The sequence below is a fragment of the Phenylobacterium sp. P4_E10 genome (assembly GCF_056401675.1).
This window is the reverse complement of record NZ_JBFUIW010000006.1, coordinates 194,483-209,077: the sequence shown is the minus strand read 5'-3', so window position 1 is coordinate 209,077 and position 14,595 is coordinate 194,483. Positions and strand designations below refer to the sequence as shown.

General features: G+C 68.0%; 10 protein-coding genes. 6 read left to right on the top strand and 4 right to left on the bottom strand.

The genetic code is table 11. The features are described from left to right. Nucleotides 1-13 precede the first annotated feature (13 nt). Entirely contained in the window at nucleotides 14-397 is a 384-nt protein-coding gene (locus tag AC1DQJ_RS09480) for a hypothetical protein (RefSeq protein WP_477602556.1), read from the bottom strand. 160 nt (nucleotides 398-557) lie between these two features. On the opposite strand from AC1DQJ_RS09480, the gene AC1DQJ_RS09475 reads away from it, so the two are divergent. The 3 genes from AC1DQJ_RS09475 to AC1DQJ_RS09465 all read left to right on the top strand — a co-directional run bounded on the left by AC1DQJ_RS09475 (nucleotide 558) and on the right by AC1DQJ_RS09465 (nucleotide 4,406). Beyond that, nucleotides 558-2,477 carry a DEAD/DEAH box helicase gene (locus AC1DQJ_RS09475; protein ID WP_477602554.1) on the top strand — a complete coding sequence of 640 codons (1,920 nt, stop codon included), beginning with the start codon at nucleotides 558-560 and terminating at the stop codon, nucleotides 2,475-2,477. Nucleotides 2,478-2,599: 122 nt separating this feature from the next. Next, entirely contained in the window at nucleotides 2,600-3,331 is a 732-nt protein-coding gene (locus AC1DQJ_RS09470) for a TVP38/TMEM64 family protein (protein WP_477602552.1), read from the top strand. 58 nt (nucleotides 3,332-3,389) lie between these two features. Continuing rightward, the gene (locus tag AC1DQJ_RS09465; RefSeq protein WP_477602550.1) at nucleotides 3,390-4,406 is read left to right on the top strand and encodes an NADP-dependent oxidoreductase; all 1,017 of its coding nucleotides are present in this window, start codon (nucleotides 3,390-3,392) and stop codon (nucleotides 4,404-4,406) included. Nucleotides 4,407-4,411: 5 nt separating this feature from the next. Here the strand turns inward: AC1DQJ_RS09465 and AC1DQJ_RS09460 are convergent, their stop codons facing one another. Together AC1DQJ_RS09460 and AC1DQJ_RS09455 are read right to left on the bottom strand one after the other, a co-directional pair. Beyond that, nucleotides 4,412-6,043, bottom strand: coding sequence for an acyl-CoA synthetase (locus AC1DQJ_RS09460; RefSeq protein WP_477602548.1), 1,632 nt, complete (start codon nucleotides 6,041-6,043; stop codon nucleotides 4,412-4,414). An 83-nt stretch (nucleotides 6,044-6,126) separates the two neighbouring features. Further along, entirely contained in the window at nucleotides 6,127-7,137 is a 1,011-nt protein-coding gene (locus AC1DQJ_RS09455) for a fatty acid desaturase (RefSeq protein WP_477602546.1), read from the bottom strand. Between the two features lie 190 nt (nucleotides 7,138-7,327). Here AC1DQJ_RS09455 and AC1DQJ_RS09450 point away from each other — a divergent pair, with 190 nt between their 5' ends. From AC1DQJ_RS09450 to AC1DQJ_RS09440, 3 genes are read left to right on the top strand one after another with little or no spacing between them, the layout of a single operon-like run. Then, complete coding sequence (locus AC1DQJ_RS09450) at nucleotides 7,328-9,187, top strand: DUF885 domain-containing protein (protein WP_477602544.1); 1,860 nt, start codon at nucleotides 7,328-7,330, stop codon at nucleotides 9,185-9,187. Between the two features lie 46 nt (nucleotides 9,188-9,233). Next, nucleotides 9,234-11,045, top strand: a complete 1,812-nt coding sequence (locus AC1DQJ_RS09445; protein WP_477602542.1) for a DUF885 domain-containing protein — start codon at nucleotides 9,234-9,236, stop codon at nucleotides 11,043-11,045. A 25-nt stretch (nucleotides 11,046-11,070) separates the two neighbouring features. Continuing rightward, nucleotides 11,071-12,909 carry a DUF885 domain-containing protein gene (locus AC1DQJ_RS09440; RefSeq protein ID WP_477602540.1) on the top strand — a complete coding sequence of 613 codons (1,839 nt, stop codon included), beginning with the start codon at nucleotides 11,071-11,073 and terminating at the stop codon, nucleotides 12,907-12,909. Nucleotides 12,910-12,963: 54 nt separating this feature from the next. Here AC1DQJ_RS09440 and AC1DQJ_RS09435 read toward each other — a convergent pair whose 3' ends face one another. Continuing rightward, nucleotides 12,964-14,580 (bottom strand): EAL domain-containing protein, encoded by a 1,617-nt coding sequence (locus tag AC1DQJ_RS09435; RefSeq protein WP_477602539.1) that lies wholly within the window; start codon nucleotides 14,578-14,580, stop codon nucleotides 12,964-12,966. Between the last annotated feature and the right edge of the window lie 15 nt (nucleotides 14,581-14,595).

Below are 14,595 nucleotides of genomic sequence, written 5' to 3'. Positions count from 1 at the left end.
GCGATGTCCAGCCTTACGGCGCGAAGCTCGACCGCGCCTTGACGCCCCAATGGCCGCCTTCGCAGGTGATCACATAGATGGAATCGAAGCCGCCAATGACGCCGCCGTCCTTGCGATAGCGGGTGAAGCGGGTGTCCAGGTGCACCTTGTCGGGTCCCGCATGGATCACCTCGCGCCGCTCCCAGGCCGAATGATCCCATTCGCTGAGCGGGCCTTTCTCGAACATCTGCGGCTGGTGATAGCCGGGCTCGATCACCGTCAGAGTATTGGAGGCCAGCCGCACGCTGGGGAAATTGAAGGTCTTCTCGAAGGCGGCCAGATCGCGGGCGTTGAACGCATCCATAAAGGCGTCGGTGACGGCCAAGGCTGCGGCGATCTCAGTTTCGTAGTCAGACATCACATCTCCCTTTGCAGAGGCAGCTTGGCACGTTTATTTCTGCGACGCTTGCGCCCTGGAGCAAGTTTTCCGCGTTGTAAGGCTTGCCGTAGACGCTTGCTTGGCCTCTAAGGCGCGCCCGCGCTCTTTTTGTGTGTGGCGCGAACCTTCAAGGACGACCATGGCCTTCCCCGACATTCATCCCGCCTTGGCGCGCGCGCTCGCGAGCCAAGGATACGAAGAACCCACTCCCGTCCAGGCGGCGGTGCTGACCGAAGAGGCCGACGGCCGCGACCTGCTGGTTTCCGCCCAGACGGGGTCCGGCAAGACGGTGGCGTTCGGCCTGGCGGCTGGTCCGACCCTGCTGGGCGCCGAGCAATGGTTCGGCCAGGCTGGGCCGCCGCTGGCCCTGGTCATTGCGCCCACCCGCGAACTGGCCATTCAGGTCAGCCGGGAACTGGGCTGGCTCTACGGCCAGTCGGGCGCGAAAGTCGAAACCTGCGTCGGCGGCATGGACCCGCGGCGCGAACAGCGCGCCCTGGCCGCCGGTTGCCACATCCTGGTCGGCACGCCCGGCCGCCTGAAGGATCACCTCGAGCGCGGCAATCTCGATCTCGGCAATATCCGCGTCCTGGTCCTCGACGAGGCCGACGAGATGCTCGACATGGGCTTCCGTGAGGACCTCGAGGAAATCCTCGACTCCTCGCCGGTCGATCGCCGCACGCTGCTGTTCTCCGCGACCATCGCCAAGGACATCGCCGCTCTCGCCAAGCGCTACCAGAAGAACGCGCTGCGCATCGACACCGTGCGCCGCGACGAGCCGCACGGCGACATCGAGTATCGCGCCATCCGCGTTGCGCCCAACGAGGTCGAACTGGCGGTGGTCAACGTCCTGCGCTTCTTCGAAGCGCCCGGCGCCCTGGTCTTCTGCAATACCCGCGAAGGCGTGCGCCACATGCATGCGGCCCTGCGCGAGCGCGGCTTCTCGGTGGTCGGACTGTCGGGCGAACTCGGTCAGCGCGAGCGCTCGGAGGCCCTGCAGGCGCTGCGCGACGGTCACGCCCGCGTCTGCGTCGCCACCGACGTTGCCGCCCGCGGCCTTGATCTGCCGGACCTGGGTCTCGTGATCCACGCCGACCTGCCGATCAACAAGCCGGGTCTGCTGCACCGCTCGGGCCGCACCGGCCGCGCCGGCAAGAAGGGCGTTTCCGTCCTGCTGGTCCCCTACACCCGTCGCCGCAAGGCTGAGCAACTGCTGGCGTCGGCCGGGGTCGACGTCCAGTGGCAAGGCCCGCCGACCGCCGACGAGATCAAGCTCAAAGACCAGGCGCGGATGCTCGAGGATCCGATCCTCACCGACGAGCCGGGTGAAGAGGATCTGGCCCTGGCCAAGCTGGTTCTGGAGAACCGCACGCCCGAGCAGGTCGCCGCCGCCCTGACCCGCCTTTATCGCCAGCGCCTGCCCTCGCCTGAGGAACTCTATGACGACGCGCGTATGCGCGACTCCCAGGCCCGCGACCGCGAACGCCCCCAACGCACCGAGCGTTGGGATCCGTCGGAACGCGGCGAGGGCGCCGTCGGCCGGCCGCCGCGCCTGTCGCCGGACGAGGTTTCGTGGTTCCGCATCAACCTGGGCCGCGACAAGAACGCCGACCCGAAGTGGTTGATCCCGATGATCTGCCGCCTGGGCCATGTCACCAAGAAGGACATCGGCTCGATCAAGATCTTCGACCGCGAGACCAAGTTCGAGATCTCCAAGGAAGCCGAAGGCAAGTTCGCCGCCGCCGTGAAGGCGACGGTCAATGACGAGATCCGCATCGAAGGCTCTTCGCCTCCGGGCGGCCCGTCCTCGCCGCCCCGCGGCGGCCCCCATCGCAAGGGTCCGCCGAACAGCGGCGACCGTCCCTTCCGCAAGGGCCCGCCCGGCGAAGGCAAGCCGCCGTTCCGCAAGGGCGCGGCCAGCGAAGATCGTCCCCCGTTCCGCAAGGGCCCGCCGCGCGATGGCGACAAGCCTGCCTTCAAGGGCCCGCCCGGCTCGCCGGGCCCCAAGGACGGCAAGCCGCCGTGGAAGAAGAAGGCGATCGACAAGCGTCCGCGCTGATTGGTCGTCTTGGCCCGGTCAAATTGATCGGGCCTTTCCGCCCTATGCGGAGCCTTTGCGGCGACCCAGCGTTCAGGGTCACCAGGGGTTTCGGCGGGGAGAAGGCCTATGAGCCAAGCCCAATGACCGATGTGGGCAGCGAGCGCCGCAAGGCGCTGCGCGTTGCGGCGCGCTGGATTCCGGCCGTGCTGCTGATCGGCGCCGCCATCGCCCTCTACGCCAGCGGGATCGCGACCGACATCTCGCTGGACAACATCCAAGGCAACGAGATCCGCCTGCGCGCCGAGGTGACGGCTGCGCCGATCGCCGCCCTCGCGGTGTTCATCCTCCTCTACGCCGTGGCCACGGGGGCGTTCGTACCCGTTGGCCTGGTTCTGATGCTGGCCGGCGGCTTCCTGTTCGGTCCGCTGATCGGGACGTTCGCCACCATCGTCGGCTCCACCCTGGGCGCGATCATGACCTATCTCGCCGCCCGGTTTGCGGCGGGCGACCGCGTCCGTCGAATGCTCACGCAGGGGCGCCTCCGCCGCCTTGTGGAAGGTTTCGAGAAGGCGCCGTTCCGATACCTGCTGACTCTGCGCCTGGTGCCGCTCAGTCCGTTCGGCCTTGTTAATGTCGCCGCCGGCTGCGCGCGGACCCCGTTTCGCGCCTATGTGGCGGCCACGGCGATCGGCGCGGCGCCCCATTCTCTGATCTACAGCTATCTCGGCGCCGGGCTCGGTCAGGCTTTCCTCCGCCGCGGTTCGCCCGACGCCAGCCTGCTGCTGCGGCCCGAGGTCGTCTGGCCGCTGCTTGCCTTGGCCCTCCTGGCCTTGCTCGGCGGCCGTCTGAAGCCGCGCCGGCAGGCAGTCTAACCACTCGACTTCCCCGAGTTCGCAGGCTCATGATCGTCCCATCAGGGAAGGGACTGTCATGCCGATCAATCGTCAGTGGATCCTGCGCCATCGTCCGGAGGCCGAGATCGGGCCCGGCGATCTTGAGCTGGTCGAGACGCCCACGCCGGAGCTGACGGACGGAGAGGTCCTAATCCGCATCATCTACCTCTCCCTGGATCCGACCCATCGCATCTGGATGAGCGATCAGGACCAGTACCTGCCCCCCGTGCAGATCGGCGAGGTGATGCGCGGCGGCGTCATCGGCGTGGTCGCGCAGTCGCGCGCCGCCAGCCTGCCCGAAGGCACCATCGTCAATCCGGGCCTTGGCGGCTGGCAAGACTACATGGTCTGCCACGAAGAGCATGTGCGGCGGGTGCCGCACCTCTCCGGCGTGCCGCTGACAGCCCATATGAGCGTGCTCGGGGCGACTGGGCTAACCGCCTTTTTCGGGCTGATGGACATCGGCAAGCCGCAGCCGGGCGAGACCGTGGTGGTGTCCGCCGCCGCCGGCGCAGTGGGTTCGATCGTCGGCCAACTCGCCAAGCTGCAGGGCTGCCGCGTCATCGGCATAGCCGGCGGTCCCGACAAGTGCCGTTGGCTGACCGAGGAGCTCGGCTTTGACGGGGCCATCGATTACAAGGCGCAGGACGTCGGCGCAGAACTCGCCCGGCTCGCGCCCAACGGCGTCGACATCAACTTCGAGAACGTCGGTGGCGCGGTGATGGACGCCGTGATGGCGCAGATGACCACCTACAGCCGCATGCCGCTCTGCGGGATGATCTCGACCTACAACACGGAAGGGCCGGTGGCCGGGCCGCGCGACTTTGCTCGGGTGCTGATGCACCGGATCCTGATCAAGGGCTTCATCGTCATCGACTATCTGCCTCGCGCCGCCGAAGCGATGGCCGAGCTCATGCCGCTGGTGGCGAGCCACCAGCTCAAGTGGAAGGTGCACGTTGAACAGGGCCTGGAGAACGCGCCCACGGCGCTGCGCCGGCTGTTCACCGGCGCCCACGACGGCAAGCTGTTGGTCCAGGTCTCCCCGGAGCCCTGAGCGGTCTAGGCGCTGACCCCCAACGCCGCCAGGGCGCGATCTCGGCTGGCCTTGTAGTCGACCTTGCCGTTCGGGGCTCGGCCGATGCTCTCCACGATCACCAGTTCGCGCGGCGCCTTGTAGGCGGCGAGCTTGCTGCGGACGTGTCCGGCCATGTCTTCCAGGCTTGGAGACTGCGCGGCCGGATCGAGCTCGACCACCGCGCAGATCCGCTCGCCGAAGCGGGCGTCGGGCACGCCGACCACCACCGCGTCGCGCACCGAGGCGTGAGTCTTCAGCGCCTCTTCGACCTCTTCGGGGAAGACCTTCTCACCACCGGTGTTGATGCACTGGCTGCCCCGGCCCAGCAGTTTCAGGGTGCCGTCGGCATTGACCTCGGCCCAGTCGCCCGGGACGCTCCAGCGCTGACCCTCCATGGTCTTGAAGGTCTTGCCGGTCTTCTCGGCGTCCTTGTAGTAGCCCATCGGCAGGAAGCCGCAGACCGCCACCAGTCCGCGCTCGCCGGACCCAGGCTCGACCCGGCGGCCATCCTCGGTGAAGACCGCGCAGTTGGGACCCAGCATGAAGGCCGCGGTGGCCGCTTCGGCGCCAGGCGCCGAAGCCGAAGCTCCCAGGCCGACCGCCTCGGACGAACCGAACGAGTCCATGATCATGGCGTTGCGGGCGTGGCTCAGCAGGCCGCGCTTGTTCTCCTGGCTCCACATCGAACCGGACGAACTCATCGCCTTGACGTGGCTGAGGTCCCAGCGACCGGGGTCGGCTTCCAGCGCTTCCAGCATCGGCGTCGAGAAGGCTAGGCCGACGATGACGATGTTGTCGGCCTTGAGCCGCACCGCCTCGTCCCAGAGTTCCGCGGCGCTGAAGCTGCGTGAGGGCAGGGAGGCGACCGCGCCGCCGATGTTGAGGGTGATGAAGGCCGAGAACTGGCCGGTGCCGTGCATCAACGGGCAGCAGACCAGGGTCGTCGGCCGCGGATAGGTCCCCAGCCGCGTGGCCAGGTCGCTGACCTGTTCCAGCGGCGGCAGGCCCATCAGCGCATGGCCGCCGGATCCGATGACATTGAACAGGTCGTCCTGGCGCCACATCACGCCCTTGGGCATGCCCGTCGTGCCGCCAGTGTAGAGCAGCAGCAGATGCTCGGGAGAGCGACCCCACGGCGATCTGACCGGGCGTTGGGCCGGGGTCTTGGCGACCACGCTCTCATAGTCGTCGGCCCAGGCCGGGGCAGGATGCCCAGGCTCGGCCACAGCGATCCAGCGCTTGACGGTCGGCAGCTTGGCGCGGAGCGGGGCAAGGGTGTCGGCGAAGCCGGCGTGGAACACCACGGCCTCGGCGTCGGCGTTGTCGAACAGGTAGACCAGCTCGTCGCCGCCGTAGCGGTAGTTGGTGTTCAGCGGCGCCATGCCCGCCTTGAAGGCGGCGTAGTAGGTCTCAAGGTATTCCGGCCCGTTGAAGAGGTAGGCCGCGACCTTGGCGTCGGGCGAGAGGCCGCTTTCGATCAGGTGCGCGGCCAGGGCGTCGGCTCGTACGTCGAACTGGCCCCAGGTGACGACGCGATCGCCCTGGATCAGGGCCGGTTGGTCGGGTTGCCTGGCGGCGATCGCCTCCCAGACATCAGCGAATGTCCACGCGCTCACCACGTCCTCCCTTATTGTTTTATGGGAGGAAGTTGGGGGTCACCCGTCGACGGGTGTCAATGTTGACCCCAGGGCAGGGGCGCTTAGGCGGCCCGCGCCAGGTGTCGGATTTCGCGGAACGACACCAGCCGTTCGGCCGCCTCGTCCCACAGCGCCAGGCGAGCGTTGCGGAAGCTTTCCCACAGGCCGATGCGGCTGATGCCCTGCAGTTCGGGATGGTCCTTCAGCACCTGCGGCAGCCGGTAGAAGGGAATGCGGGCCGACAGGTGGTGCACGTGGTGGATGCCGATATTGGCCGTCAGCCAGCGCAGCGGTTGAGGCAGGTCGTAGTGCGAGCTGCCGTGCAGGGCCGCGTCGTCGCGCTTCCAGTCCTTGTTCCGGGACCAGGCGACGCCCTCGTACTGGTGCTGCACGAAGAACAGCCAGACCCCGATGGTGGCGGCGATCACCATGGTGCTGAAGTTGACCAGGATCACCGGCGTCACGCCCAGCAGCCACATCATCAGGGTGATGCCGGCGGCCACCAGGGCGGTGTTGCCGAGGGTCGAGACCCAGGGACGCCACTCCTTCATCATCCCGAGCGGGATGCGCTGCTGCAGGAAGAACACGAAGGTTGGGCCAAGGCCGAACATCACGGCCGGGTTGCGGTAGAGCCGGTAGCCGAGGCGCTTCATCTTCGGCAGGGCGAGGTATTCGTCCACCGTCAGCATCTCGATCACGCCCAGGCCGCGGCGATCCAGGTTGCCCGAGGTGGCGTGGTGCATGGCGTGGGTGCGCCGCCAGTAGTCATAGGGCGTCAGGGTGAAAAGGCCGATGGCGCGGCCGACCCAGTCATTCGCCGCCTTGGCCTTGAAGAATGAGCCGTGGCCGCAGTCGTGCTGGATCATGAAGAGCCGGACCAGAAAAGCGGCGGCCGGTAGGGACAGCAGCAGGGCCAGCCACCAGAATCCGGCGTGGAACGCAACCCAGCCGAGGGTCCATAGCGCGACCAGCGCCGAACCGGTCAGCGCCAGCTCGAAGATGCTGCGGGCCAGGTTCGGGCGCTTGTAGTCGGCGAGCCTACGGCTCCAGTCGGCGGGCTTGGCTTCGGTCACGTCGTCTAGATCCAGCTGGGGGAACTAAGTTTTGCCGTCAGAATGCGGTGGTTCTGCGACAGGGCGTTGAAGGCGCGCGTTTGCATTACGGCGAATTAACCCACGACGCCATGGCCATGTCTTGCGACCGGCGATCGCGTCCCAATAGGGTCCGCGTCACATTGTGACGAGTCCTGGGGAGGGGCGCTACATGCAAAGCCGCCGGCAGATTCTGTTCTCGGCGGGGGCGACGCTCGCCCTGGCTGGTTGCGCCACCAAGCCTGCGGCCGTCGCCGCGCCGGCCGCCCCGCCGCCAGCGCCGCCGCCGCCGCCCGCTCCTAGCGCCGCCGAGCAACTGAACGCCTATCTCGAGAAGATCTTCGAGCAGGCGCTCGACGATTCACCGCAACTGGCGACGGGGCTTGGGCTCGACAAGGGCGCGCGCGCCCAGGCCAAGTTCAAGCTCGACGACGCCTCACTGACCGACAAGGCCAAGGACCGGGCGCTGAACACCGCGCAGTTGCGCGAACTGAAGGCCATCGATCGCGCCCAGCTCTCGGGCATGGCCGCGGTGAACTATGACAGCACCCTGTTCAACCTGGAGACCGCCGAGGCCGCCAACCAACGCTTCGACTACGGCTATCTGGGCGCCGGCCAGCCGTACATGCTGTCCCAGCTGACCGGCTCCTATCAGTCGACGCCGGACTGGCTGGACAACCAGCACCGCATCGAGACCAAGGAAGACGCCGACGCCTATCTTTCGCGTCTGGCCGACTTCGGCGCCGTGATCGACCAGGAGGTTGAGCGGGCCCGCAAGGATGTCGGCGCCGGGGTGATCCCGCCCGACTTCATCATCAGCCGCGCCCTGCCGCAGATGCAGGGCATGCTGGTGAAGCCGGAAGCGTCCACCCTGGTCGCCTCGGTCGCCGGCCGCGCGAAGGAAAAGGGCATTCCCGGCGACTATGCCGGCCAGGCCGCGAAGATCTATGCCGAGAAGGTGGCTCCGGCGCTGGAGCGCCAGGTAGCGCTGTTCAAGGAGATCCAAGGCAAGGCCTGGCACGACGCCGGCGTTTGGCGCCAGCCGGATGGCGAGGCCTACTACGAGCAAGCCCTGCATGGTTCGACCACGACCCGGCTGACCGCCGACGAGATCCACGACATCGGGCTGGATCAGGCCAGGTCGCTGCAGTCGCGAGCCGACGTCCTGCTGCGCGGCCAGGGCCTGACCAAGGGCACGGTCGGGGAGCGGATCCAGGCGCTCTACAAGGACAAGCGCTACCACTATCCGAACACCGACGTCGGCAAGGAGAAGCTGATCGCCGACCTGATGGATCTGGTCGCCGCGACCAGCAAGCGGCTGCCCGACTATTTCGGCGCGCTTCCCAAGGCGCCGCTGCAGATCAAGCGGGTGCCGAAGGCGATCGAGGCGGCCGCGCCGGGCGGCTACTACAACCAGGCGAGCCTGGATGGCTCGCGGCCGGCCATCTACTGGCTGAACCTGCGGGACACGGCCGAGTATCCCAAGTGGGCGCTGCCGACGATCACCTACCATGAGGGCGTCCCGGGCCATCACCTGCAGCTTACCCTGCAGCAGGAGGCCGATCTGCCGATGATCCGGCGGGCGACGTTCCTCTCGGCCTACGGCGAAGGCTGGGCGCTCTACGCTGAGGAGCTGGCCCGGGAGATGGGGGTCTATGAGAACGACCCTCGCGGAGAGATCGGCTACATCCAGTCCTCGCTGTTCCGCGCCGCGCGCCTGGTGGTCGACACCGGCATGCATTCCAAGCGCTGGAGCCGCGAAAAGGCGATCGCCACCATGAACGAGATCAGCGGCACGCCTACGACCGCCTCCACCACCGAGATCGAGCGCTATGTGGTCTGGCCGGGCCAGGCCTGCAGCTACATGGTCGGCAAGCTGGAATGGCTGCGCCTGCGCGCCAAGGTGAAGGCGGCGCTGGGCGACAAGTTCGACATCCGCAAGTTCCACGACGCGGGCCTGCTGTCGGGGGCCATGCCGCTGACGGTGCTGGAAAGCGTCATGGACCAGCACGTCGCCGCGATGCGGGCCTAGATCCGCGCCAAACCCTCAGCCTCACGACCGGGATGAAGAACCACTGATGGATCGTCGTAGCTTTCTGGCCTCAGCCGCCGCCCTGGCGGCCAGCCCAGCCTTCGCCCAATCGAGTGCGGGGCACACGCCCGAGGACGCCAAGATGCGCGCCCTCTTCGACCAGTTCTTCGAGGCGCGGCTGGACAATTCTCCGCGGGCGGTGACCAGCCTCGGGCTCGACAAGGGCGCGCGCGCCGCGGCCAAGTCAAAGCTGGACGACGCCTCGCTGGCGGGCCTGGCCAAGGACAAGGCGCGCACCGCCGAGCAGTTGAAGCAGCTCGGGGCCATCGACCGCGCCAGGCTGTCGGACATCGACAAGCCGAACTACGACGCGGTGCTCTTCACGGCGACCAACACCGCCGAAGCCGGCGCGCGCTTCCAGTTCGGCGGCGAAGGAACGGGCGAGCCCTACGTCCTCTCGCAACTGACCGGCGCCTACCAGGACATCCCAGACTTCCTGGACTCCCAGCACGCCATCGAGACCAAGGCCGACGCCGACGCCTATCTGGCCCGGCTGGAAGCCTTCGCCGGGGTGATGGATCAGGAACTCGAGCACGCCCGTCACGATGTCGGGCTCGGCGTCATCCCGCCTGACTTTGTCGTCGAGCGCACCCTGACCCAGATGCGCGGCCTGAAGACCGATCCCGCATCGTCGCCCCTGGTGAACTCGGTGGTGCGTCGCGCCAAGGAAAAGGGGCTGGCGGGCGATTACCAGTCGCCGGCGGCGGCGATCTACTCGGGCAAGGTGATCCCGGCGCTCGAGCGCCAGATCGCCCACATGGAGAGCCTGAAGGCCAAGGCGACGCATGACGCCGGCTGCTGGCGCCTGCCGGACGGCGAGGCCTACTACCGCCTGTCGCTGAAGAGCTCGACGACGACCACCCTCTCGCCGGACGAGATCCACGAGCTGGGCCTGGAGCAGGCCCGCCAGCTCAGCGAACGCGCCGACACCCTGCTTAAGGGCCAGGGCTATTCCAAGGGCTCGGTCGGCGAGCGCATCGCCGCCCTCTACAAGGCGCCCGACCAGCTCTACGCCAACACCGATGAGGCCAAGGTCCAGCTGATCGCCGACCTCAATGCCCTGGTGAAGGCCATGCAGCCGCGCCTGCCGCAGGCGTTCGGGGCGCTGCCCAAGGCGCCAGTGGAGATCCGCCGGGTGCCGAAGTTCATCGAGGCTGGCGCCCCGGGCGGCTACTACAATCGCCCCGCCTTGGACGGTTCGCGGCCGGGCATCTACTGGATCAATCTTCGCGACAGCGGCGAGAACCCCAGGTGGACGCTGAAGACCCTGACCTATCACGAGGCGATCCCCGGGCATCACCTGCAGCGCTCGCTTCAGCAGGAAGCCGACCTGCCGATGATGCGGCGGGTGGCCGGTTTCCCGGCCTATAGCGAGGGTTGGGCGCTCTATTCCGAGGAGCTCTCCAAGGAGATGGGCCTCTACGAAGGTGATCCGCTCGGCGAACTCGGCATGCTGCAGGCGGCGCTGTTCCGCTCGGCGCGCCTGGTCGTCGACACCGGCCTGCACGCCAAACGCTGGAGCCGCGAGAAGGCCATCGAGACCATGAGCTCCATCGACGGCTCGCCGGCCTCGGCCGCGGCCACCGAAATCGAGCGCTACTGCGTCTGGCCCGGCCAGGCCTGCAGCTACATGGTGGGCAAGCTGACCTGGCTGCGCATCCGCGCCAAGGCCAAGGCGGCGCTGGGCGAGCGTTTCGACATTCGCCAGTTCCACGACGCCGCCCTGCTTTCGGGCGCCATGCCGCTGACGGTGCTGGAAAGCGTCATCGACCGCTACGTGACGACCACCAAGGTCTAGCGTCCGCGCAATTGTTTTGGGGGAAATGGACTTGAACCATTCGATCGACCGTCGCGCATTCCTCGCGACCACCGCCGGCGCCGCGCTTGTGGCCGCCACGCCCGCCCTGGCGCAAGCGTCCTCCGAGGACGCCAAGCTGCTGACACTGCTGGACAAGATCTTTAACGAGCAGGTCGACGACAGCCCTGAGCGCGCGACCTCGCTCGGCCTCGACAAGGACGCCCGCGCGGCCGCCAAGTCCAAGCTGGACGACTATTCGATCGCCGGCCGCGACCGCCGCCTGGAGCGCACCGCCGCGCGGGTGACGGCGCTGAAGGGCATCGACCGCAGCGCGTTGTCGGCCGCCTCCAAGGTTGATCTCGACACCGTGGTCTATGGCCAGCAGAACGCCCTCGACGCGGGGCAGCGTTTCAAGTTCGGCAATATCGGCGGCCGCTTCAGCCCCTACATCGTCAGCCAGCAGACCGGGGTCTATCAGGACATCCCGGACTTCCTGGACAACCAGCACCGCGTGACCAACGCCGCCGACGCCGACGCCTACCTGTCGCGGCTCAAGGCCTTCGCCGTGGCGCTCGACCAGGACCTGGAACGCCAGAAGGCGGACGTGGCGGCCGGCGTCTTGCCGCCCGACTTCATCTGCGACATGGCCATCGCCCAGATGAAGGCCCTGCGCGACCAGGCGCCGGAAACGACCATCATGGTCACCTCGATCGCCGGCAAGGCCAAGAAGGCGGGCCTCCCCGGCGACTATGCCGGCCCGGCGACCAAGATCATGGCCGGCGAGATCTTCCCGGCTCTCGACCGCCAGATCGCCGCCATGCAGGCGATCCGCGCCAAGGCGACCTCCGACGCCGGCGTCTGGAAGCTGAAGGACGGCGCGGCCTATTACGCCGGTGGCCTGCGCACCTCGACCACCACCACGCTCAGCGCCGAGCAGATCCACCAGATGGGCCTGGACCAGGTGGCCGAGATCAGCTCTCGGATCGACGTGATCCTCAAGGCCCAGGGCAAGACCCAGGGCACGGTGGCCGAGCGGCTGAAGGCGCTCAACGAAGACCCGGCCCAGCTCTACGCCAACACCGACGAGGGCCGCGCGGCCCTGATCGCCGACCTCAACGTCCAGGTGGCGGCGATCGCGGCGCGGCTGCCGCAGGCGTTCAACACCCTGCCCAAGGCCGAGGTGACGGTGAAGCGGGTGCCGCCCTTCATCCAGGACGGCGCCTCAAACGGCTACTACCAGAGCGCGGCGCTCGACGGCTCGCGGCCGGCGGCGTTCTTCATCAACCTCAAGGACACCCACGAGTGGCCTAAGTACAATCTGCCGACCCTGGTCTATCACGAGGCGACTCCGGGCCATCACCTGCAGATCGCGCTGAGCCAGGAGAGCAACCGGATCCCGATCATTCGCCGGGTCGGCGGCGGCTTCTCGGCCTACTCGGAAGGCTGGGGCCTCTATGCCGAGCAGCTGGCCGACGAGATGGGCGTCTACAAGGACGATCCCTACGGTCAGGTCGGCTTCCTGCAGTCCTTCCTGTTCCGCGCCTGCCGCCTGGTGGTCGACACTGGGCTGCACCACAAGCAGTGGAGCCGCGACAAGGCCACGGACTACATGGTCTCGGTCACCGGCTACGCGCGCAGCCGCGCCCAGCGCGAGGTCGACCGCTACTGCTGCTCGCCCGGCCAGGCCTGTTCCTACAAGGTCGGCCACACGACCTGGGCCCGCCTGCGCGAGGACGCCAAGACCAAGCTCGGCCCGCGCTTCGAGCTGAAGGCCTGGCACGACGCCGCCCTGCTGTCGGGCTCGATGCCGCTGACAGTGCTGGAAGGCCACCTCAACGACTGGGTGGCGACCAGGCAGGCCTGAGCGGCCTAGGTCAGCCGGCGGCGGAGGTGCTCGCCCCTGCCGGCGGTCCCTGGTTCAGCCCCAGGTGTCCGTCGCCCCGACGCGCCGGGCGGCCGGCTTCACATAGGTCAGGCGGTCACCGGCGGTCTGCGGCGCCTCCGCAGGCGCCCCGTAGTACCAGCCCTGCGCATAGTCGACGCCGGCGCGCCGGACGGCGTCCTCGGCCACGGAGTTCTCGACCATCTCGGCGATGGTCTTGACCTTCAACTCTGCGCACATGCGCACCAGGTGGCGGATGAAGGTGCTCTCGCGCCCGCCATGCTGCAGCTCGCGGATGTAGCGTCCATCGATCTTCACGATGTCCAGGGTCAGCTGCTGCAGATAGGCCAAGGAGGCGGCCCCCGCCCCGAAGTCGTCGAGGCAGATGGTGCAGCCTTCCTGGCGCAGCGCGCAGAGGTGGCGATCGGCCAGCGCCAGATCGTCGATGGCGGCGCTTTCCGTGATTTCCAGCAGCAGCCGGCCTCGCACGGTCGGGTTCTTGCCCAGCAGGCTGCGCACGGCCGTCACGAAGGCCGGGCTTATGATCGTGCGGCCGGAGATGTTGGCCGCGAGCTTCAGTTTCGGATCGGCCGCCAGGCGGGCGACGGTGTCCTCGACCACCGCGATGTCGAGCGGCTCGATCATGTCGAGCTCCTCGGCCATGCGGATCATCGGGTAGGGGCTGGCGTCGTCGCCGAACCGCACCAGGACTTCGTGGTGGTGCACCGCCGACTTGGCCTTCAGGTCGACCACCGGCTGGAAGACGAGCCGGAACTGCCGGTCGTTCACGGCCTTGCCCAGGACGCCGGCCTCGCTGAGGGTGCGCCGGATCGAGCGGTCGACCGCCTCGTTGAGGGTCAAGGGGCCATCGGCGTTCGGGCCGCCCTTGATGAAGCTGTCCAGCGAGTAGCGCAGCGCGCGGAGCACCTGCGGCGAGGCTGTGTCGGTGGTGAGGGCGACGGTCCGGCCCTTGCCGTTCAGGTCGCCCGCGCCGTCATTGGTGACCAGGGCGATCAGGCGTTGGACCAGCGCTTCGACCGGGTCGCCCTTCTGGCGGACCAGGGCGAAGCGTTCGGCGCCCAGGGAGGCGGCCGCCGCGCCGCCCACGGACTGCGAGCGCAGCGCGCCCACCAGGCGATCCTGCAGGGCCTTTGACTGCTCTGGTCCGAGCCGTTCGAGCAGCAGGTTCAGGCCGCCGAGCTCCAGCAGCGCCATTTCCAGCTCCAGACCGGTGGCCTTGGCGCTTTCGATCAAGGCGGCGGTGGCGGCCTCGAACGACGCCTTGTCGTGCAGGCCGTGTCGATTCTGGTTGGCCGCGCGGCTGAGCGCGCACGAGATCGCCCCGCCGTTGCCTGGCATGCGGAAGGCTGTCATCGCCGCGGCGCGGACGCCATCGCCGGCGGCCAGACTGACCACGATGGGGCCGCCGCGGCCGCCGTCTCGCAGTCCGCCGAAGAGCGACTCGACCATCAATCGGTCGCGCTGATCGATGAAGTCGCGCCAATCACGGCCCACGAGGTCGGTTTCCGGCGCGCCGGACAGCGCCTCGCTGGCGCCGATGGCCAGGCCGATCTTTCCGTCCGGAGCCACCTCCAGAAGGAGGTCGGCGCTCGCAAAGGCGAAGCCTAGCAAGCGCTGAGGGGCGAGCGACAAGGCGGATCTCCATCC

Excerpts from the sequence above, each read along its gene's own strand:
- AC1DQJ_RS09480 (WP_477602556.1), bottom strand. The coding sequence starts at position 397 with ATGTCTGACTACGAAACTGAGATCGCCGCAGCCTTGGCCGTCACCGAC.
- AC1DQJ_RS09475 (WP_477602554.1), top strand. The coding sequence starts at position 558 with ATGGCCTTCCCCGACATTCATCCCGCCTTGGCGCGCGCGCTCGCGAGC.
- AC1DQJ_RS09470 (WP_477602552.1), top strand. The coding sequence starts at position 2,600 with ATGACCGATGTGGGCAGCGAGCGCCGCAAGGCGCTGCGCGTTGCGGCG.
- AC1DQJ_RS09465 (WP_477602550.1), top strand. The coding sequence starts at position 3,390 with ATGCCGATCAATCGTCAGTGGATCCTGCGCCATCGTCCGGAGGCCGAG.
- AC1DQJ_RS09450 (WP_477602544.1), top strand. The coding sequence starts at position 7,328 with ATGCAAAGCCGCCGGCAGATTCTGTTCTCGGCGGGGGCGACGCTCGCC.
- AC1DQJ_RS09445 (WP_477602542.1), top strand. The coding sequence starts at position 9,234 with ATGGATCGTCGTAGCTTTCTGGCCTCAGCCGCCGCCCTGGCGGCCAGC.
- AC1DQJ_RS09440 (WP_477602540.1), top strand. The coding sequence starts at position 11,071 with ATGGACTTGAACCATTCGATCGACCGTCGCGCATTCCTCGCGACCACC.